The organism is Enterobacter cloacae complex sp. P17RS, assembly GCF_014895885.1.
Classification (GTDB): domain Bacteria; phylum Pseudomonadota; class Gammaproteobacteria; order Enterobacterales; family Enterobacteriaceae; genus Enterobacter; species Enterobacter bugandensis.
On sequence record NZ_JADBQK010000009.1, the window covers coordinates 275963 to 297285 of the forward strand.

Annotated in this window: 13 protein-coding genes and 1 other RNA gene; 6 read left to right on the forward strand and 8 right to left on the reverse strand. The window is 57.0% G+C overall.

The window, feature by feature from the left end; genetic code table 11:
- Positions 1–34: 34 nt before the first annotated feature.
- The 3 genes from IM265_RS09975 to IM265_RS09985 all read right to left on the reverse strand — a co-directional run bounded on the left by IM265_RS09975 (position 35) and on the right by IM265_RS09985 (position 12639).
- Positions 35–10144: a BapA/Bap/LapF family large adhesin gene (locus tag IM265_RS09975; protein WP_193031126.1), complete on the reverse strand. Its 10110-nt coding sequence runs from the start codon at positions 10142–10144 to the stop codon at positions 35–37.
- 819 nt (positions 10145–10963) lie between these two features.
- Positions 10964–11320, reverse strand: coding sequence for a hypothetical protein (locus IM265_RS09980; protein ID WP_028014145.1), 357 nt, complete (start codon positions 11318–11320; stop codon positions 10964–10966).
- Positions 11321–11736: 416 nt separating this feature from the next.
- Positions 11737–12639, reverse strand: coding sequence for a LysR family transcriptional regulator (locus IM265_RS09985; protein ID WP_136485168.1), 903 nt, complete (start codon positions 12637–12639; stop codon positions 11737–11739).
- A gap of 98 nt (positions 12640–12737) precedes the next feature.
- Between IM265_RS09985 and IM265_RS09990 the strand changes: the two genes are divergently transcribed.
- The 3 genes from IM265_RS09990 to IM265_RS10000 all read left to right on the forward strand — a co-directional run bounded on the left by IM265_RS09990 (position 12738) and on the right by IM265_RS10000 (position 15430).
- Complete coding sequence (locus IM265_RS09990) at positions 12738–13460, forward strand: SDR family oxidoreductase (protein ID WP_047367534.1); 723 nt, start codon at positions 12738–12740, stop codon at positions 13458–13460.
- Positions 13461–13623: 163 nt separating this feature from the next.
- Positions 13624–14400 carry an isocitrate lyase/phosphoenolpyruvate mutase family protein gene (locus tag IM265_RS09995; protein ID WP_193031128.1) on the forward strand — a complete coding sequence of 259 codons (777 nt, stop codon included), beginning with the start codon at positions 13624–13626 and terminating at the stop codon, positions 14398–14400.
- A complete protein-coding gene (locus tag IM265_RS10000; protein ID WP_045631577.1) occupies positions 14384–15430 on the forward strand; it encodes a bifunctional transcriptional activator/DNA repair enzyme AdaA in 1047 nt (348 codons plus the stop codon). Before IM265_RS09995 ends, IM265_RS10000 begins: the two co-directional genes overlap by 17 nt.
- Before the next feature lie 141 nt (positions 15431–15571).
- Here IM265_RS10000 and ssrA read toward each other — a convergent pair.
- Together ssrA and smpB are read right to left on the reverse strand one after the other, a co-directional pair.
- Positions 15572–15935, reverse strand: a transfer-messenger RNA (tmRNA) gene (gene ssrA, locus IM265_RS10005).
- Positions 15936–16024: 89 nt separating this feature from the next.
- Entirely contained in the window at positions 16025–16507 is a 483-nt protein-coding gene (gene smpB / locus IM265_RS10010) for an SsrA-binding protein SmpB (RefSeq protein ID WP_008502505.1), read from the reverse strand.
- A 156-nt stretch (positions 16508–16663) separates the two neighbouring features.
- Here smpB and IM265_RS10015 point away from each other — a divergent pair, with 156 nt between their 5' ends.
- Both IM265_RS10015 and IM265_RS10020 read left to right on the forward strand, forming a co-directional pair.
- Positions 16664–17101 (forward strand): type II toxin-antitoxin system RatA family toxin, encoded by a 438-nt coding sequence (locus IM265_RS10015; RefSeq protein WP_008502504.1) that lies wholly within the window; start codon positions 16664–16666, stop codon positions 17099–17101.
- On the forward strand, positions 17091–17378 hold the full coding sequence (locus IM265_RS10020; protein WP_193031130.1) for an RnfH family protein: 288 nt from the start codon (positions 17091–17093) through the stop codon (positions 17376–17378). The genes IM265_RS10015 and IM265_RS10020 overlap by 11 nt, the downstream gene beginning before the upstream one ends.
- 102 nt (positions 17379–17480) lie before the next feature.
- Here the strand turns inward: IM265_RS10020 and bamE are convergent, their stop codons facing one another.
- The 3 genes from bamE to nadK form a co-directional block, all read right to left on the reverse strand.
- Positions 17481–17819, reverse strand: a complete 339-nt coding sequence (gene bamE / locus IM265_RS10025; protein WP_028014132.1) for an outer membrane protein assembly factor BamE — start codon at positions 17817–17819, stop codon at positions 17481–17483.
- Between the two features lie 138 nt (positions 17820–17957).
- Positions 17958–19619: a DNA repair protein RecN gene (gene recN, locus IM265_RS10030; RefSeq protein ID WP_193031132.1), complete on the reverse strand. Its 1662-nt coding sequence runs from the start codon at positions 19617–19619 to the stop codon at positions 17958–17960.
- An 85-nt stretch (positions 19620–19704) separates the two neighbouring features.
- Complete coding sequence (gene nadK / locus IM265_RS10035) at positions 19705–20583, reverse strand: NAD(+) kinase (RefSeq protein ID WP_008502500.1); 879 nt, start codon at positions 20581–20583, stop codon at positions 19705–19707.
- 122 nt (positions 20584–20705) lie between these two features.
- Between nadK and grpE the strand changes: the two genes are divergently transcribed.
- The gene (gene grpE, locus IM265_RS10040) at positions 20706–21299 is read left to right on the forward strand and encodes a nucleotide exchange factor GrpE (RefSeq protein WP_032644906.1); all 594 of its coding nucleotides are present in this window, start codon (positions 20706–20708) and stop codon (positions 21297–21299) included.
- Positions 21300–21323 lie beyond the last annotated feature (24 nt).

The following is a 21323-nucleotide window of genomic DNA, read 5'->3' on the forward strand; positions in this document are numbered from 1 at the left end:
CGCTGTGCGCCCGGGTCATGTCCTGCAGGTGCTATCAGGTAATGATGTGTTGCTGGTTTACAAGCTCGTCGTACGTGGTCTGCACGTTATCAAGCGTAACGAGTGCAGTATTAGTGTAGGTGCTCCCTGCGCCGTCACGGTCGATGGAGATCACAGTGTTGCTACCGCTTTGCGTGACATTGATATAATTCCCCAGCGAGGCGGTATTACCGTCCCAGCCCACCAGCAGATCGCCAATGTCGATCTTGTCTCCCTGCGCCAGGGAGAAGTTCGTCCAGTGGTCGCCGCCAGCGCTGGTGATGTTGCCCCCCGTCGCGTTGCCCGCCGTGCTGTTCAGCACCTGATAAATCAGCGTGTCGCCGTAGGCCGTACCGCTAATCACATCGTTATGCTCCGAACTGATAAATTTCGGCGCCATGTTGATGGTCAGCGACGCGGTGTCCGTGGTGCCGTTGGCATCGGTCAGGGTGTAGTTAAAGACCTCCTTCGTGGTAATGGTAGAGAGCGATATCCCCGGGTTGAGCGTATAGGTGTAACTGCCGTCTGCGGCAATCGCCAGCGTGCCGTAGTGACCCGTGATGCTCGACTGCGTGCTGCCGGTGTAGGGATCCAGCGTAGTGGTAACGCCGTCGTAGCCGGTAATGCTCACGCGGGTATCCACCGAGTGCAGCTGGTCCATCGTCCCTGCGGAACCAGTGCCGTCGAAAATGTTGCCGTCAACGGTGTGGGTGCCCGTGGCGTCGAACTGCGACAGCGAGTAGCTTGTGCCGGTGACGCTTGGGGTGATGGTGATATTTCCTACTCCCAGCGGCCCCATTCTGCCGGTATAGCTCAGGGTGTAGGTCCCTGCCTCCAGGTCGAGACCCGTCAGGTTGACCGTTGCCGTGCCGCCCAGCAGCAGCCCGCCGTTGAACGAGCCGGTTCTGACGGTGGTGGCGCCGTTGGTCAGCGTCCAGTCAACCGTCAACCCTGTAAGCGTCAGCAACGAGGCGACGTTAAACGACAGCACCACGTTGTGCAGCGCGGTATTGGCATCCACCACGAAGGTGCCGGAGCCGGAGCCCTGTGTTGAAGCGAGCAGCGCGGCGTTCCAGCTCGCCGACCCGACGGTTGTATCCGAGTACGCGGCGGTGTGGTGTACCGACGTCACGTCCATCGCGGTGCTGACATCATTCACCGCATTCATCGGCTGCGCGGTTGGGGTGATGTTCAGCGAAGCCGTGTCTTTCGTGCCGTCCGGTGCGGTAATGGTATAGACGAAGGTATCCGGGGTGCTGATGTGGTCAACGCCGACGCCGCTATTCAGGGTGTAGGTGTACTCCCCGGCCGCGTTGATGCTCAGCGTACCGTACTCGCCGGTAATGTTCGTCAGACCGCTGCTGTTCACCGCTACGCCGTTAACCTCCGTCACCAGCGTGCCGACTGGCGCAATATCATCCGACAGAACGTCCCCGGTAGTGCTCGCGCTGACGCTCGCCACGCTGTAGACATGATCCTGCAGCACGTTCAGCGTGTAGGCCGTCAGGGCGGTGATCCCTGCAGCCGTATTCAGCAGGAACAGGTACTCACCGGCCGGCAGTTGCAGCGTCAGCTGAGGCGAGGTGCCGCCCAACAGCGGCGCGCGCAGCCAGCCTGGTTCAACGCGCATCTGCTCGAAGGTCTGGGTCGCGTTGTTGAACTTATAGACGTACAGATCAAACACCGACGCCAGCGCCACGCCGCCCACGGAGGCCTGGATGGTCATGGTGCGGGTAGTGCCTTCCTCCACGTTATAGATGATGGGATTGGTCATATCGTCCAGCAGGTTCAGCCCCAGCGTGTTGCCGAGATTGATTCCCACCAGGGTAAAGCCGCCCTGGGACGACGTACCGTTGTTAATCGCGTTGACGGTGGTATCGAAGGTCAGCGAGTTCGTATCGTCAACCGCGACAATACCGCTGGTGGCGGTACCGGTGCCCAGCGACAGCACCAGATTCGCCGACGCGCTGACGCCGTTATGCGTGATGGTGTAGCTGAAGCTCTCCGTCCGGCCAATCACCGATGCGCTGGTGTTGGTCAGATCGTAGGTGTAACTGCCGTCGCGGTTAATGGTCAGCGTACCGTACTGACCCTGGATCACCGTGCCGTCGGCAGTGACGCTGGTGGTGACACCCTGGGCGTTGGTGACGGCCGTGACCGTTGCCCCTGCCGGAGCGTTGTCGCTGCCTGCGGTTGGGTCAACGTCGGTGATCACGTTACCGCCGAGGCTGGTATCGCCCGTAACGGTGCCCGGCCCGGTCTCTTTCACCGCCACGTCGAGGCTGGTGTAGGAGCCGGTTGCCAGCAGGTTGGTGTTATAGCTCAGCACGCGGTAGTTGCCGTCCGCCAGCCCGGTCAGGTTCAGCGACACGCCGGTTGCGCCGAGGGTCAGCAGGTCGGCAAACTGCGGCTGTCCGGTATCGACTACGGTAGTCCAGGTGTTGTTAACGGTGTCAAAGCGCTGTACCACCAGCTCAAGGGTGTTGAGCAGAGAGAGCACCGCGCCCGTGGCGTTGGCGTTCACGACGATATCCGCGCTGCCGCCGCTGCCCACGGTGAAGTTGACCTGAGCGGTGTCATTACCGAGCAGCGTCAGGACGTTGCCCACGGCGCCGACCAGCAGGAAGCCGTAGTCGCTGTACTGGCTGTTGGTAACGGTGGCCGTGGTGCTGAGATCCAGCTCTTCGACATTATTGCTGGCGGAGAGCGGCACCACTGGCGCAAGCGCCGAGCCGGGCTGCGAGATATTGCCCGCCGCGTCGGTGGCGGTGATTTGCAGCGTCTGGCCTTCAGTCTGTTTGTTAACGAAGGTGTAGCTGTACGTGCCGTTGCTGCCCGCTGTGGTCGTGACCGTCGAGCCGTCCGTGAGTCGGATGGTGACGGTACTGCCTGCTTCAGCATTCCCGGTTAATACGCTACCGTCGGCGTTGAAGGTTCCGGTTGGGGCAGTTGGCGCGGTCAGATCGACGATAATCGTCGTCACGGCCGATGCCGGGCTGGTGTTGCCTGCGGCATCGGTGGCCGTGGCGGTGAAGTTGTGGGTGCCCTGCGTCAGCGTGGTGGTTTCCGGCAGCGTCCAGTTGCCATTGCCGTCGGCGGTGACGGTGCCCACCAGCGTGATGCCATCGTAGATCCGTACCGTTGCATTCGCTTCGGCGGTCCCGCTCAGGGCCGGACGCGTGTCGTTGGTCGGGTTGGTGCCGGTTACCGGACCGATGACGCTGCCGACATCATCAATTACCGAGCTGATGACCGGCGCTGCCGGGGCAAGAGTATCGACGTTAATCGTGTACCCGGCGGTTGGCGCGCTGGCATTGCCCGTCGCATCGGTGGCGGTAAAGGTCAACGTGTGCGGGCCGTTGCCCAGCGCCGGAGAAGGCGTATAGCTCCACGCCCCGCCGGTGGCGATCACGCTGCCGATCTGCACGCCGTTATCGAAGATTTTCACCGTAGAACCCGCTTCCGCCGTACCGCTGAGGGTTGGCTGCGCGTCGTTGGTTATTCCTCCGTTCGCGACTGGCGTTGCCGCATTGCCGACGTCATCCAGAATGCTGGTGAGCACCGGCAGCGCTGGCGGTGCGGTGTCAATCGTCAGACTGAAGCTTGCGGACGACGCGCTGGTGTTGCCTGCGGCATCCGTAGCCTGCGCGGTGAAGCTGTGCGCCCCCTCTGTCAGCGTGGTATTGAGTAAGATACTCCAGCTGCCGCTGCCGTCTGCGGTGCCCGTCCCGACCAGCGTGGTTCCCTCATAGATATTCACGGTGGCAAACGGTTCGCTGGTTCCGACCAGCCGCGGTACGGTGTCGTCGGTCGTCTGCCCGGACGTGATTGGCCCGGTAATGCTCCCTACATCGTCAATCGCCTGGCTGATAACCGGCGCGGTGGGTGCCGTGCTATCGACAACCAGCGTAAAGCCTGGCGAGGCGGGGCTGATGTTCCCTGCGGCATCGGTGACCGTGGCGGTCCAGGTGTGGCTGCCAGCCGCCAGCGGCGTGGACGGCGTAAAGCTCCATGCACCGGTACCGTCTGCCAGCGCGGTGCCGACAGGCTGCCCGTTTTCATAGATAGTGACCGTGGCGTTGGCCGTCGCGGTGCCGCTCAGCGTTGGCGTGGTGTCGTCGGTGCTTTGCCCGGAAGTGAGCGGGGTTTGAATACTGCCCACGTTATCTGCCGCGGCTGAAATGACCGGCGCAGACGGCACGCCCGTATCCACCGTCAGGTTAAACGGTGCCGTTGCAGTACCCACGTTGCCCGCCGCGTCGGTGGCGTTGAAGGTAATGGCATGCGGTCCGTCGATCAGATCGGTACCCGGCGTGAAGGTCCAGCTGCCCTGGGCATTGACCACGGCGGTGCCAATTTCGTTGCCATCAACAATCACGTGCACCGTAGAACCCACGTCGCCCGTACCGTTGAAGGTCGGACGCGCGTCGTTAGTGCTGTTACCCGACGTGAGCGTCCCCGTGATCGGTGCGACATCGTCAATCACGCTGGTCACCACCGGCACGCCGGGGCCTGCGGTATCGACGGTGAAGGCGAAGACCGACGAGTTCGCCGAGGCGTTGCCCGCGGCATCCGTTGCGTACGCGCGCAGGGAGTAGCTGCCGTCGTCCAGCGGCGTGGTCGGGGTGAAGGACCAGTTACCGTTTACGTCGACGGTCGTCGTACCCAACTGCGTACCGTTATTCATGATGTAGATGGTGCTGCCTGCCTGTCCGGTGCCGCTAATCGTTGGGGTGTTGTCGTTGGTCGCCTGCCCGCTGGTGAGGTTGCCCGTGACGCCGCCAGGGACGTTATCACTTACTGTATCCAGCGTTGGAACCGTCGGCGCCGTGAGGTCAACCACCACGCTCCACGGGGCTGAGACCAGGCTCAGGTTACCCTGCGGATCGGTTGCCTGAACCGTGAACGCGTGTGGCCCTTCGACAAGCGCGGTCTCTGGCGTAAAGCTCCACGCGCCGGTGCCATCAGCCGTAACCACGGCAATCTGGGTAGCGCCATCGAAAATGGTCACGATGCTGTTTGCGTCCGCTGTCCCCGAAAGGGTTGGCGTGGCGTCGTTCGTTTCGCTGCCGCTGGCTACCGGGGTGGCGGTATTGCCCACATTATCCGTTACGCTGGTGATGACCGGCGTGGTGGAAATGGAATCCACCACGATGGTGAAGTCCGCCGAAGGACCGCTCTGATTTCCCGCCGGATCGGTCTCGCGGATGGTCAGAACATTACTGCCTTCTGGCAGGGCGGGCGTGGTGTAGCTCCAGGTGCCGGTATTACCAACCACCACGCTGTCCAGCAGCACGCCGTTGTTGTAGATGGAGATGGTATCACCCACCGCGCCAGTGCCGGTGAGGGTTGGCTGGCTGTCGTTGGTGGTCTGGCCGCTGGTCAGCGGACCGGTGACAGGACCCACGTCGTCAATGACCGAGCCAATGGTTGGCGTGCCAGGCGCGGTCAGATCGACGGTTACGCTGGCCGCCGGAGAGCGGCCGCTGGTGGCACCGTTGAGGGTCGCAGTCACCTCAAAGGTGTGCAGCCCCTCGCCAAGCGCGGCCGGCGTATAGCTCCAGTTGCCGCTGCCGTCGGCGGTCACCGTTGTCAATGGCGTCGTGCTACCGTCCTGATAGATAGTAATCACGCTGCCCGCTTCGGCCGTACCGGTAAGCGTTGGCGTGGTGTCGTTGGTGGTTTTGCCTTTCACATCGCCGGTGACCGGGTCCACGTCATCAACGATGGCCGTAATAACGGGAACCTGCGGCAGCTCAAGCGGCGAGTCGGTAACGATAAAAGGCACGTCAGCGCTGGCATTTCCTGCTGCGTCCGTGGCGGTCACGGTCAGCGTGGTTGGATCCAGCTGCGCCGGGCTTAGCGCAATGGAGAAGCTGCCGTCGCTGCCGACAACGCCGGTACCAATGACCGTGCCACCGCTGTCTTTCACGGTAATGGTGCTTCCCTCTTCGCCGGTACCGGTCAGCGGTGTCCCTTCATCAGCCAGGAGCATGTTGCCCGGATCGGCCGGGTCGACGGTATCGACCGTCACGCTCAGCGGTGCTGAACTGCCAGAGAGGTTACCCGCCGGATCGCTGGAAGAGACGGTGAAGGTATATGTAGCATCCGGCAGCGTCGCGTCGGCAGTCCAGCTCCAGGTGCCATCCGGCTGCACCGTTACCGTCACGGCAGATGGCGTGCCGTTTACGGAAACGATCACGGTAGTTCCCGGCTCACCGGTCCCGGTAAGGGTTGGCGTGCCGTCCTGCGTATACAGCTGGTTGTTGGAGAGCTGGCTGTCAGCAACGGCGCTAATGACGGGGATTTCCGGCGCAAGGGTATCGAGCGTGACGGAAACGACCGGGCTCGGCGCGCTGACGTTACCTGCGGCATCGACTCCCGCAACGGTGATGTTCAGCAGGCCGTCCTGCTGTGGTGGCAGGACAAAGCTCCATTCTCCGTTAACGACATCGACACGTCCTACCTCAACGCCGTTGTTGTAAACGATGACCGTGTCGCCAGTCGTGCCGGTACCTCCGACGGTTGGCGTCGCATCGGTGATTAAGCCCCCATTCGGCTGGCCCCCGACGGCGTCAAATACCGGGACATCCGGTGCTACGGTATCCACGGTAATCGTAATCGCTGGCGACGGGTCAGAGACGTTGCCCGCCTCATCGGTGGCGGTGGCGGTATAGACGTGGCTGCCTTCCCCAATATTACTGTCAGGACGCCAGCTCCAGTTGCCGTTGCTGTCTACCGTCACGGTGCCCACGATGGTCGGTGTGCCGTTAACGGTATCAGTGATGTTGATAACGTCATTCGCCGTACCGGTGCCGCTCAGGACCGGGCGCGGATCGTTGGTGGTTCCGCCATCGGGAACGGGGCCGGTTATCTGGCTGACGCTGTCGGTGATCACCGGTGCTGCTGGTGCTGTTGGCGCATCGGTATCAATGGTGATGGTAACCGGCTGCGACGGGGCGCTTTCGTTGCCCGTGCCGTCCATATTGGTGACGGTCAGGGTAATGTCATAGGTGCCGTTAGGCAGCGGGGTAGCTGGCGTCCAGGTCCAGTTGCCGGTGCCGTCCACGAGCACATCATCAAGCTTGACCCCACCGTTGTAGATGGTCACGGTATCGCCCGGATTGCCGGTGCCGCTCAGGGTCGGCGTGGTGTCGCGGGTGGTTTCTCCCGGGTTCAGCGGCGTTTCTGTACCGTCAGGATTGACGGTGATTGCCGGGATATCCGGCGTGGCCGGCGGAACGGTATCTACCGTCAGTTCAAACGGCGTTGAGATGGTGGTATTGCCCGCGGCATCCGTGGCATGCACCGTCAGCGTATGCGGGCCGTCGGTGAGCGGGATAACGGGGGTAAAGCTCCAGCCGCCGCTGCCGTCGAGGGTCGCGGTGCCGAGCAGGGTGGTACCGTCATAGACGGTGATTACCGTATCTGCCGGCGCGGTGCCCTGCAGCAGCGGCTGGGTGTCGTCGGTGGTGTCGCCGCTGGTAAGCGGCCCGTTAACGCCGCCGACGTCATCGGTTACGGTGGCGATAGTGGCCGCCGCTGGCGGCGTGGTATCGACGGTCAGGGTAAAGCCGCCTGACGGCTGGCTGGTATTACCCGCTCCATCGGTGGTGACGGCGGTAAAGGTATAGGTGCCGTTAACAAGCGGTGTGGTTGGGGTATAGGTCCACGTGCCGCTGCTGTCGATCACAATTGTAGTGAGATCGACGCCGTCCTGGCGGATGGTGACGGTTGAGCCCGGCTCCGCGGTGCCGTTGAGCGTCGGCGTGGTGTCATTGGTGCTGTCGCCAGAGTTGAGCGCGCCGAGGCGCTCTGGCACGTCATCCACCACCTGGGTAATGACCGGCGCATCCGGGGCAACGCTGTCAATGATGATGCCCCAGCTGTTGGAAACGTCGCTAATGTTGCCCGCTGCGTCAGTTGCGACGGCGGTCAGGGTATGTTGACCCTCAGCGATCGGGGTGTCCGGAGTAAAGCTCCACGCGCCGAGGCCATCGGCGACGGTGGTTCCAATATCAACCCCATCCACGCGGATGGTGACCGTGGCGTTGGCCTCGGCGGTACCGCTGAGCGTCGGGGTTGAATCATTGGTGGTCTCATTGAGGTCGAGCGAGCCGGTTCGTTCAGGCACATCGTCAACGACCTGCGTAATCACCGGGGCGGCCGGTGCCGTCCCGTCGACAATAATGGTCCACGCGTTCGATTGTCCGCTCGGGTTACCGGCGGCATCCGTTGCCGTTGCCGTCAGCACATACGTGCCATCGGCCAGCGGAGAGGGCGGCGTAAAGCTCCACAGGCCGGATGAGGGGACGGCCACCGTGCCGATGATATCGCTGCCGTTGAAAATCGTGATGGTCGAACCGGGTTCGCCCGTGCCGTTCAGGGTCGGCGCCCGGTCGTTGGTCAGCCCATTCTGGTCCACGGGACCGGTTGTGTTCAGCACGTCGTCAATCACCGACACGATAACCGGGGCCTGCGGTGGGCTGATATCCGGCGCTGCTGCGGAGGTTGCTGGCCCCGTGTTGCCCGCAGCGTCGGTGGCGTCTGCGGTCAGGATTTCGCCGTTGAGCTTAGGCGGGGTCAGCGTCAGGCTAAAGTTGCCTTCGCTGTCGGCCACCGGGGTGCCAAGGATAGCGTCGCCTTCACGGATGGTTACCGTGCTGCCAGGCTCCGCGGTGCCGGTGATGGTGCCGCCATCATTCGATACGACGAGGTCGCCGGGGGCCAGCGGCGGCGTGGTGTCCACGGTGAAGATGATTGGCTCTGAGGCCGCACTCTGGTTTCCGGCTGCATCGGTTTCAACGACGGTTATCGTGTGCGTCCCGTCCGGGAGCGGGCCGTCTGGCGTGACGCTCCAGGTGCCGTTCGGCAGCACCGTTGTGGTTCCAACCGCGACGCCGTTATCGTAGATAGTGATTGTGCCACCGGGCTCGCCCGTTCCCGCCAGGATCGGCTTTGACGCATCGGTAGGCGTGCCTGCGGTTATGGTCCCTCTGATCGCACCCGTGTCGTCGGTCAGCACAATCGCGGTTGGCGCGGTCGGCGGGGTAAGATCCACGGTGAGGGTAAATACCGGTGAGGCCGGTCCGAGGTTGCCGGCGGCGTCGGTTGCCCGCACGGTAATCTGGTGGGTGCTTTCAGTCAGATCGGTTGACGGGGTAAATGTCCAGGTGCCGTTGCTGGCGACGAGCGCCGTGCCAATGGCGACTCCGCCATCATAGATGGTTACGGTGGAGCCCGCCTCCGCGGTGCCGCTGAGCTGCGGGCGTGGATCGTTGGTGCTGCCGCCGTTTGTGACCGACCCCGTTTGAGGATCAATATCGTCCGTCACGCTGCCGATCGTTGGGGCATCGGGTGCGGTGAGATCCGGCGCCGTAATCGTTGTGCCCTGGCTGGTATTCCCGGCCGCATCCGTCGCGGTGGCGGTCACCTGTTCGCCGTTGGTCAGCGGAGTGCCGAGAGACACGGTAAAGTTGCCGTCACTGCCGGTTTTTCCGGTGCCAAGGACGTTGCCGTTCGCGTCTTTCAGCGTGATGGTACTGCCGGGCTCGGCGGTACCGGTGACGCTTTTACCGTCCGACGAGAACTGAAGGCTGGAGGGTGCATTCGGCGGTGTTGTATCCGGGTTGGTGGGATCGACTGGCGTACTGGGGTTAGGGTTAGGATTGTTGTTATTCCCATCATCGTCATCCCCGCCGCCGCCGCCGCTGGAGCTTGCCACCGCCGCGATGGCGCCAGCTGCGACAATGCCGCCCAGCGCCCACGGCCAGATGGCGGCACCACCTGCATCACTCCCGGATGCGGCCAGCAAGGCGTCCGTGGACGCGATGGATTCGTACGTGGCGGCCCCGGTGGGATCTTCAATCCACCATAACGCACCGTCACTCTCCTGGAGCACCAGCTGGCTCACGCCCTGTGCGTCGGTGACATAGAAATTTTTAAGGGTGATCACTTCCCCGGAGTGCAGTGTCACCACCAGATCGTTACCACTTCGCGCGAAGTGGGAGACATCGGCTCGCTCTACATGAAGCTCAACGATAGAGGAATGGCTCAGCGTAACCTGTGTGCCTTCCGTAGTCGTTTCCACGCCAGTGAGTTTTGATATAACAGAGATTTGGCTCATTTAGGTATTACTCCAGCAGAGTTATCGTGAACGACGAGCAAGACGAGCCATCTCTGGAGAAGGTAAAGGGCGCCCCCGGCGGAGTTACTGTTTTTTAAACAGCACTCACCGTCTTTTTTAGAGCGAACGATGCCCGCCAGGATTCAGAGTGGCAACATCAGAGCGAATGTAATTACTTACGAGACAGAATGTTTGTTATGCGTATTTTGTGCCTTATAAAACCCTGTAATTAATAGAGGATTTGGTTTTGAGAATATAAAAATGATATAGCCAGAAAACGGTGAATGTGCAAATTAAGCTTTCGTAAATAAAGAGGTAGGTCGTAAAGAGGCCATTAATTTATTGATGAGGTTTATGTATTTGTTTTATTAATAGATTGTTTTTGTTGGATATTTTCTGATTTCAGTATACTTTTTTATTTATGTTTTAGATGTGGTTTAATAATTGGTAGTGTCGTTTTTGAATGCAATTAAAAATGTTATTATTTAAAGCTGCTTAATCATGGTTTAAGTTAGGATAACATTCTTGATGTAGGATATATTATATTAATAGGGATTTAAAATATATTCTTATGTGGTGTTGGAATTATGCTACTGCGAGCAGGAAATATAATAACCTGCTGTATTTTCAATACGGTCATTCATTAACCTGATACTGAGGGCGAAAAAATGACCACAGGGATGGGCATCCGGACATTTGCATCAATCCTATCTGTCGTCATAAGGCGGCGAACAAAAAGGGGCAGATATACACGACGTATCGCTTTTATTCGAAGCAATAAAAAAGGCCGCTAACGCGGCCCTGAGGTGAGTATGTCGGTTATTCAGTGACTTTCTTTTCCAGCTCGCTGGCACCTTCTTTGGTTTTGTTCCAGCCTTTCTCTGCGCCTTCTTTAGTGGCATCCCACCCCTTCTCGGTGCCTTCTTTGGTTTTATGCCAGGCTTTCTGGGAATCTTCGCTGACTTTGCTGCCAAAGCTTTCGCTCTTACCTTCCGCAGCATGCTGCTGTTTCAGCTTCAGCTCTTCGCCTTTGTTCTGCTCTTCGTGCAGTTTTTGCTTCGCTTCGTTGGCATTTGCGTTCGCCGCAGCGACGGTATCGTCAGTTGCATGTGTGGTCGCAGCAAATACTGGGGAAGCCAGCAGAACGGCAGATAATGCGATAATTGTTTTTTTCATAATATCCTCATTTAACGTTATCGGTTATGAGCGTGATTCAGCATGGCACAGACGAAGCGGGGTGGCTTTAGGAAAAAACTGTAATGAGATCAAAGTACCCAGGCAAGCGCCCCCTTGCTTGAGGATCACCCGAAGGATAAAAAACCTATTTCTATGAGGGCTGCAAGGGTCAGCAGAATAAAGAAAATAACGACCATGGGTCTGTACATTTTAAGGCTCCATCCTTGTGTGATGTCTTGTCCAGCGTACGGGATACATCGTTAAGCCATCCCCGGCACGACATATCCCCTGAGTGAATTGTGTCCGTTTTTACTTTTCCATGGTAGGAGGGCGGTGTCGTTGATGTTTATCAAAGGGCAGCAGCAGGGTAAGGAAAATCTGCATGAAAGTTACTGGCCTTGTTAGCGTTGTACGCTTTACGTTGCCGCTGGCTGTCGCCACTGGCGGACGTGCTCGATCAGGGTTCTCAGCTTGGGCGCCATATTGTGACGCTGGGGGAAATAGAGATAAAAGCCTGGAAAAGACGGAAGAAACGTATCCAGCAGGGCAACAAGCTGCCCCGTTTCAATATACGGAGTGAATGTATCCTCCGTGGCTAAGGTTATGCCGCCGCCGGCCAGTGCCAGGCTGAGCATAAGGCGCAGATCGTTTGTGGTGATCTGCGGTTCAATCGCCACATCGAAAGGAACGCCCGCCTCCTCAAATTCCCAGCGATAGGGGGCAACGTCCGGGGCTGGGCGCCAGCCGATACACCGGTGAGCCATCAGCTCGCGGGGGTGCTCAGGTACGCCGTGAGTCGCCAGATAGGACGGTGAAGCCACCACCCTCTCACGCTGCTGACCCGTAAGGGGAACGGCGATCATGTCTTTTTCAATAACTTCACCCAGCCTTACCCCGGCGTCATAGCCCGCCGCCACGATATCGAACTCCTCGTCCGACACGAAGATATCAAGCGATACCGCAGGATGCGCAGCCGCAAACGAAGCGAGCAGCGGGCCAGAGAGAAACGCTTCCGCGATTGAGGTGACCGCGATTCTGAGCTGGCCGCGCGGTGTGCTGTCCGACGCTACGTCTTCAAATGCCGCTTCAATATTGGCGATGGGGGCCTGCAACGATTTACGCAGCCGTTCACCTGCTTCAGTGAGGCTTACCGAGCGCGTGGTGCGCATCACCAGCAGGGTTTGAAAACCATCTTCAAGACGCCTAATCCCCTGGCTGACAGCGGAGCGGGTTATGCCCAGCCGCGCGGCGGCAGCGCTAAAGCTGCGCTCCTCGGCGACCGCCAGAAAAACAGGTAACAGATTGAGATCGATTTTCATTGTTTAACATTGCTAACCAGTGAGTCCAGTAAATGCAGGATACAAGAAACAATGGTGAGTATCTATTATCACGTTGAACTCAACGTAAGGAGCAAAACATGAACAAAGTTATCTTAATTACCGGTGCATCAAGCGGTATCGGAGAAGGTATTGCCAGAGAGTTAGGCAAGGCAGGCGCGAACGTTTTCCTGGGCGCTCGCAGGCTGGATCGCATCAACGCCCTGGCTGCTGAAATCCGCAGTGCAGGGGGGGAAGCAGAGGCCGCAGTCTTAGACGTTACCAGCCGCCAGTCGATGGCTGACTTCGTACAGGCAGCGCGTGAAAAGTGGGGCCGCATTGACGTGCTGATTAACAACGCGGGCATCATGCCTCTTTCTCCGCTTTCGGCAGGCAAGCAGGATGAGTGGGAGCGCACCATTGACGTGAATATCAAGGGCGTGCTGTGGGGGATAGGCGCCGTGCTGCCGATTATGGAAGCCCAGGGCTCGGGACAAATCATTAATATCGGCTCGATTGGTGCCTTGTCCGTGGTGCCCACGGCTGCTGTCTACTGTGCCACCAAATTCGCCGTACGGGCGATTTCGGATGGTTTACGTCAGGAAAGTTCGAACATCCGCGTGACCTGCGTTAACCCTGGGGTAGTGGAAAGCGAACTGGCCTCGACCATTACGCACCCGGAAACCATGGCGGCGATGGACGCGTACCGTGCTATTGCCCTCAAACCTGCTGATATCGCCCGCGCTGTGCGCCACATCATCGAGGCGCCTGAGAGTGTCGATACAACAGAAATTACGATCAGACCGACGGCATCTGCGAACTAACGTTGCGGATGAAAAAATGCAGGTTAGCGCAGCTGGTTTATAACAGATCTGACTGGTCTGCGAATCCAGACTACGCTTGCTAAAAAATGGTCGTCTGAATTTCGGTTGTGACGTTCATACTGAATGCTTAGATTCATTTTCAATCTATTGAGAGGAAATGAATATGAATTTTGCAGAACTCCACAACCAGGATCAGCCCCTGCTTATCGCTAACGTTTGGGACGCCGCCAGTGCTGTCGCAGCGCAAGAAGCAGGCTATCAGGCACTGGGAACGTCCAGTGCAGCAATAGCGTCCATGCTGGGATATGAAGACGGGCAGGGAATGCCGTTTGATGCGTTATTTTATGTGGTCACCCGTATCCGGGCTGTCAGCAGCCTGCCATTGAGCGTTGACATGGAAGCAGGATATGGTGATTCAGCCGAAGAGATAGTCGCTAATCTCAGGCGCCTTGCTCAGACAGGCGTAGCAGGCGTTAACCTTGAAGACTGCAGAGTCATTAATGGTAAGCGTCAGCTTGACGATATCTCTGATTTTTCACGTAATCTGAGAACAGTATGCAATGCGCTGAGAAGCGAAAACTGTAGCCTGTTTCTGAACATTCGGACTGACACTTACCTGCTCGGGCATGAAGACGCATTGCAGGAGACGATATTACGGGGTCAGAGCTATAAAGCTGCAGGTGCTGATGGCCTTTTTGTTCCCTGTCTTACGTCAGAGAAAGACATCAGCCTCATTGCAGAGGCAACGGGTCTGCCTCTGAACGTCATGTGTATGCCCGATCTTCCGTCGTTCGACAGGCTGAAGCTGGCCGGGGTAAACCGCATTTCAATGGGCAATTTTGTTCATTCAGCCATGCAGTCAACGCTGAGTGATGTAATGCATGCGATTCGAACTCGTCAGTCATTTGCAGGACTTTTTAGCGATGAAAATAACCGATAAGAATTTGTGTGATATCTGGTATCAGGCATTACTCGAACGAGATTCAGAATATACCGGCGTATTTTTTGTTGGCGTCAAAACTACTGGCGTATTCTGCATTTCGGTATGCCGGGCGCGAAAGCCCAGGCGCGAAAATGTTGAATTTTATAAAGATGCCAAATCTGCCCTGGCGGACGGCTTCCGTCCCTGTAAGGTCTGCAGACCCGCTGAAAATGCGCACAGCGCGCCATTATTTGTTGAACAGGCGCTTGCGCTTGTCAGGCGCGATATTAAATCCCGTGTGGCTGACGCGCAGCTTCGCCAGCACGGAATCAGTCCGGAGCGGGTAAGACGTTGGTTCCTGCAACATCACGGCATCACTTTCCAGGCTTTCCAGCGAATGCAGCGGGTGAACGTTGCCTTGCAGGAGCTTAAAAGCGGAAGAGCGGCTACTGACGTTGCGCTGGACAATGGCTATGAATCCCTGAGCGGGTTTGGTTACATCTACAAGCGGCTTACTGGCGCAGCGCCGACTCAGGCAACCGAGGTGATTGTCATTCATCGGTTTACCACTACGCTTGGGCCTATGTTTGTCTGCGCGACTGAGCGGGGAGTGTGTCTGCTGGAGTTTACCGATCGCCGGATGTTAGAAACGGAATTCCGCGATATCCAGCGTTTATTTAACGCCAGAATTGTCACCGGAGAAAACAGCCATACCCGGCAGACAGTAAAAGAAATCAGCGAGTATTTTGCCGGAACTCGTCGACAGTTTGAGCTCTCTGTGGATGCCCCGGGCAGCGATTTTCAGCAATCCGTCTGGCATGAGTTGCGTGCAGTTCCCTATGGACAGACTTCGCATTATCAGGCCATTTCGCTAGGGATGAATAAGCCCAATGCTGTGCGCGCCGTCGCTGCAGCTAATGGTGCAAACCGGATTGCGATTGTGATCCCTTGTCACAGGATAATTGGCAAAGATGGAAAGATGACGGGTTACGGCGGTGGTATTTCGCGCAAAGAATGGCTCATTGAGCATGAGCGAAACAATGTTTGATGGCGTAATGTTCCATTTTTGCCGGAATATTTTACGAACTTCGCGGGATAAAATGCAGACACAAAAAAGCCCGCAGGGCTTGCGCCGTGCGGGCTCTTAGGACTTCATCGGATGACTCTGGTAATCACCGATGGAGAATTTTGGTGGAGCTGGCGGGAGTTGAACCCGCGTCCGAAATTTCTACATCCTCGGTACTACATGCTTAGTTTGTCTTTACATTCGCACGCCAGCTGCGGACAGACACGCCACTAACGAACTAGCCTGATTAGTTTTAACGCTTCAACCCCAGGCAGGGCTTCCACGCGATCTCTTTTGGGTTTGACCTCTCTTTGATCCCCGTCTTAAGAGCGGAAGCTAGGGAGAGAGGGCTCAGAGCAGGTTATTAAGCTGCTAAAGCGTAGTTTTCGTCGTTTGCGACTATTTTTTTGCGGCTTTTAACGAGGCAAACCGCCCCTCGGCATGCACCTTGGGTTTCGCAAATCCCGTCGAATCCAGAATCAGCCCCAATAGTGTTGAACTAAGTATACCAGATTTCACTTCCTGGATACCAGCCCGGAACGCTAACTTATTGAATAGTACAATAAGTGTGCAGAATCAACGCCCTGCGTTTTTCATAATGCGCGCTTTATCCAACTGCCACTCGCGTTCTTTCAGGTCAGTACGTTTGTCGTGCTGTTTTTTACCTTTCGCGACACCAACTTTCACTTTGCACCAGGCATTTTTCCAGTACAGTGACAGGGCGACCACGGTGAAACCTTCACGGTTGATGCGTCCGTAGAGGGATTCCAGCTCACGCTTGTTCAGCAGCAGCTTACGGGTGCGCGTTGGGTCACATACGTAGTGCGACGAGGCGACGGTCAGCGGCGTAAAGTTCGCGCCGAACAGGAAGGCTTCGCCATCTTTAAGGATCACGTAGCTGTCGCCGATGTTGGCTTTCCCGGCGCGCAGCGATTTTACTTCCCAGCCCTGCAACGCAAGGCCAGCTTCGAATTCTTCTTCAATGAAATACTCGTGGCGAGCACGCTTGTTGAGCGCAATGGTCGCCGAGCCTGGTTTATGTGCTTTTTTCTTCGTCATAAGTGTCGTAAAGCCGTCGGTAATCTGATTTCAAAAAGTCACCTCATTGCGTCCTGTGAGGTCTAACGCGCTATCTTAGCACGAGATGAGGCTTAGCGTTTTTTTAACAGGTGATAAATGTTATTATTTGTCCGTTGTGTGACCATGGAAAATGCTATGCCTCAGATTAGCCGTACTGCGCTCGTTCCTTACAGCGCGGAACAAATGTATCAGTTAGTGAACGATGTTCAGTCTTATCCAGAGTTTATCCCGGGATGTACCGGGAGCCGCGTTCTGGAGTCTGGCCCGACGCAGATGACTGCGGCGGTGGATGTCTCCAAAGCGGGGATCAGCAAGACGTTCACCACCCGCAATACGCTGACTAACAATCAGAGTATTTTGATGCATCTGGTGGATGGTCCATTTAAAACCTTGATGGGTGGCTGGAAGTTTACGCCACTGAGCGCTGACGCCTGCCGCATTGAGTTCCATCTGGACTTTGAGTTCACCAATAAGCTAATTGAGCTGGCGTTTGGCCGCATCTTTAAAGAGCTGGCGTCAAATATGGTTCAGGCGTTTACCACCCGCGCCAAAGAGGTTTACAGTGTCGCATAAGATTGCTGTAGAGGTGGTCTACGCGCTGCCGGAGAAGCAGTACCTACAGCGTGTAATGCTGGAAGAGGGGGCAACCGTAGAGGCGGCTATCCGCGCGTCCGGCATCCTTGAGCTTCGCAGAGATATCGACCTGGCGAAGAACAAGGTCGGGATTTACAGCCGTCCGGTGAAGCTGGGCGACGTGTTGCAAGAGGGCGATCGGGTGGAGATTTATCGTCCTCTGATTGCCGACCCGAAAGAGCTGCGTCGCCAGCGCGCGGAGAAGTCGGCTAAGTAGCGTGTTTCCCCCTCACCCTGTCCCTCTTCCCAAAGGGGGGAAGGGATAAAGAAAAACAAAAAAGGTGCTCGTTGAGCACCTTTTTGCATTTCTGGCTTCTGATTATTTTGTCAGGGCAGGTTTGTTGTCGATGTTGGTCAACACACCGGCGCTGCTGAAGGTCAACGTCAGGGTCTGCTGGGTCACGCTTTCGTGGCCAGGCTGCTGACGGAATACATAGAACCAGGTGTTAGTGCCGAACGGATCGGTCATCATCGGGGTTCCCAGTGCATAAGCGACCTGCTGTTGTGTCATCCCCACGCGGATTTTGGACACATCGTTAGGGGTAAGGTAGTTCCCCTGGTTGATGTCAGGACGGTAAACCACTTTCTCCAGAGTGGAACAGCCTGCGGTCAACATCAGAAGAACCGCTGCGGCAGCGGTCAGCATTTTACAACGCATAGTGATTTGATTCCTTTTCGGGCCCGAGCAGAACGCGGCTCATATGTAATATGCCGATGATAATAGACCTTGCCCCACTTTGAAACCGGTCTGGCGGCGTTTTTGTTGTTCTGTATGACCCTGAGATCCCGAAAAAGTTTATGCCGCCAGCAGTTCTTTCGCGTTCGCGAGCGTGTTACGCGTGACTTCACTGCCGCCGAGCAGTCGTGCCAGCTCCTGCAGACGCGCGCGTTTATCCAGCGGCTTCATGTGCGTTTCGGTCATTTCGCCGTCGGTTTCTTTACTGACAATAAAGTGATGATGACCACAGCCCGCGACCTGCGGCAGGTGGGTGACACACATCACCTGCGTTGATTCACCTAGCTGGCGCAGCAGTTTACCCACCACTGCCGCCGTTGGGCCGCTGATGCCGACATCCACTTCATCGAAAATCAGCGCCGGGGTTTCCATTTTACGCGCGGTAATCACCTGAATCGCCAGCGCAATACGCGACAGTTCACCACCGGATGCCACTTTGGAGATTGCCTGCAGCGGCTGCCCCGGGTTGGTGGTGACGCGGAACTCGATGCGATCCGCCCCTTCTGCTGTCAGGTGGTTCTCTTCAAAACGGACATCAATGGTGAATACACCGTGCGGCATCGCCAGCGTGTGCATGCTGTCGGTGATGTGCTGGCTTAGCTCCTGAGCGTAATGTTGACGGATCTCATGCAGTTTTTTCGCCGTGGTCAGCGCCTGCTGATGATGCAGGTTCACGGCCAGAGAGAGGGTTTCCTGCGAATCCGCCTGATCGTCAAGCTGCTGCTGTTCTTCGAGCAGAGACTGATAATAGCCTGGTAGTTCTTCCGGCGTGATATGGTGCTTGCGCGCCAGTGAAATCTGACGAGAAAGGCGCTGCTCCAGCTCAAACAGGCGGTTCGGGTCGAGGTCCAGCCGTTCACAATAATGACGCAGTTCGTCACTGGCTTCTGAGATTTGAATCGCGGCCTCTTCCAGCATATCCAGTACGCCAGAAAGTTTACTGTCCATGCCGGCCAGTTCGGTGACCAGTTGACGGACATTGTACAGCTGGCTCTGCAGGTTAACGTCTTCGCCATCTGCCAGCATGTCGAGGGCATTCTGGCTGGTTGAGAGCAGGTGGCCGCTGTTGGCGAGGCGCTTGTACTCTTCTTCAATTTGTTCAAACTCACCCGCCTGCGGGTTGAATTCGTTCAGCTCTTTAAGCTGGTACGCCAGCAGCTCCGCACGCGCCGCGCGCTCCTGGCTTTGCTGCTGGTGCTGGGCGAGCTCGCGGCAGCTCTGATGCCACTGGCGGTAGTGCTCCGCCATAAGCTGAGTAAGCGCGTACTCACCCGCATAGCCATCAAGCAGGGCTTTCTGCTGTTCTGGTTTGACGAGTTGCTGATGCGCGTGCTGACCGTGAATCTGGATAAGCAGCTGGCCGAGTTCGCGGAGCTGGGAGAGCGGGACCGCCGTGCCGTTGATAAAGCCACGGGAGCGCCCGTCGCTGCTGATCACGCGGCGAAGTAAACACTCACGTCCATCTTCGAGCTGATTTTGTTCCAGCCAGCGCAGGGCTGCAGGGGTATCTTTCAGGGAGAAACGTGCGCAAAGATCGGCACGGTTTGCGCCCATGCGCACCATGTCGCCTTCTGCACGGCCGCCAAGGCACAAGCCGAGGGCATCAATGGCAATGGATTTACCCGCACCGGTTTCGCCGGTGATCGCCGTCATGCCGCTGTGGAAATCGATCTCAAGCTCACGAACAATGGCAAAGTTGCTGATGGTCAGTTGTGCCAGCATAATTGTTTTCCTGTATGAAAAACCATAACTGTGTTTTCATACAGTATAAACTGGTTTTTTATACAGTAAAGTACTGGATGCAAAATCAGAACAATTTTTTTGACCAGCCAAGCTTCGAGCTTAATGTGTTGAAATAGCTGTAATCTTTCGGGTGAATCAAGTTCAGGTGGTAATCACACCGGCGAATAAGAACATCTTCACCTTCCTGGATTGGCAGCGCGATCTGGCTGTCGCAGCTGATCTCCAGGTCGTTACGGCGGTGCGAGAAGCGCAGACGTATCGTACTGTCGCCGTTAATCACCAGCGGGCGCGCGGAGAGCGTGTGCGGGAACATCGGCACTAGCGTAATAGCATCCAGAGAGGGCGTCAGGATCGGGCCGCCCGCAGAAAGCGAGTAGGCGGTTGAGCCGGTCGGGGTGGAGATAATCAACCCGTCAGAACGCTGGGAGAAGGCAAAGATTTCGTCGATATAAACTTCGAACTCAATCATGTGTGCCACTTTGCCGGGATGAAGCACCACCTCGTTAATCGCGGTGCTGATGCGCTTCTGACAGTCCTGCTGGCACACCTGCGCTTCCAGTAAAAAGCGTTTTTCGCTGATATAATGACCTTCCAGCACGTCGGCCAGCTGTTGCTGCGCGTTGTCCGGGTCGAGGTCGGTTAAAAAGCCGAGATTGCCGCGGTTGATACCGATGACCTTGATGTCATAACGCGCCAGCGTGCGTGCCGCGCCGAGCATGTTGCCATCGCCGCCCACCACCACGGCGAGATCGGCCTGTTGGCCAATTTCCGCCAGCGTGCCGGTTTTGACGCTCTTCAGCTGCAGTTCCTGCGCAATTTGCTGCTCGACCATCACTTCATAGCCTTTGCTACACAACCAGCGATACAACATTTCATGTGTCGTCAATGCGGTAGGGTGACGCGGATGCCCGACGATCCCAATACACCTGAAATGATTATTCATTTTCTGGAGGTCCTTGTGCCTGATGAATGATGACAATCTCTCTTGTTCCCTTGAATCCAGGAAACTGATCCCCATAATAAGCGAAGTTAGCGAGATGAATGCAGAAAAACGCGGAGAAATTCATGAGTAGTAAAGAACAGAAAACGCCTGAGGGGCAAGCCCCTGAAGAAATTATCACGGAACAGCACGATGAAGTTGAGGCTGTAGAGCCAGACGCATCTGCTGAGCAGGTGGACCCGCGCGATGAAAAAATTGCGAATCTGGAAGCCCAACTGGTAGAAGCACAGAATCGCGAACGCGACACCGTTCTGCGCATCAAGGCGGAAATGGAAAACCTGCGTCGTCGCACCGAGCAGGACGTTGAGAAGGCGCATAAATTTGCGCTGGAGAAATTCGTCAACGAACTGCTGCCGGTGATCGATAGCCTCGACCGCGCGCTGGAAGTGGCTGACAAAGCGAATCCGGACAACGCGGCGATGATCGAAGGTATCGAACTGACGCTGAAATCCATGCTCGACGTCGTGCGTAAGTTTGGCGTGGAAGTGATTGCGGATACCGATGTGCCGCTGGATCCAAACGTTCACCAGGCCATTGCGATGGTGGAATCTGAAGAGATTGAAGCCGGTAAAGTGCTGGGCGTGATGCAGAAAGGTTACACCCTGAATGGCCGTACCATTCGCGCTGCGATGGTGACCGTGGCGAAAGCGAAAGCCTAATTTGCTACCTGTAGTGCCGGGTGG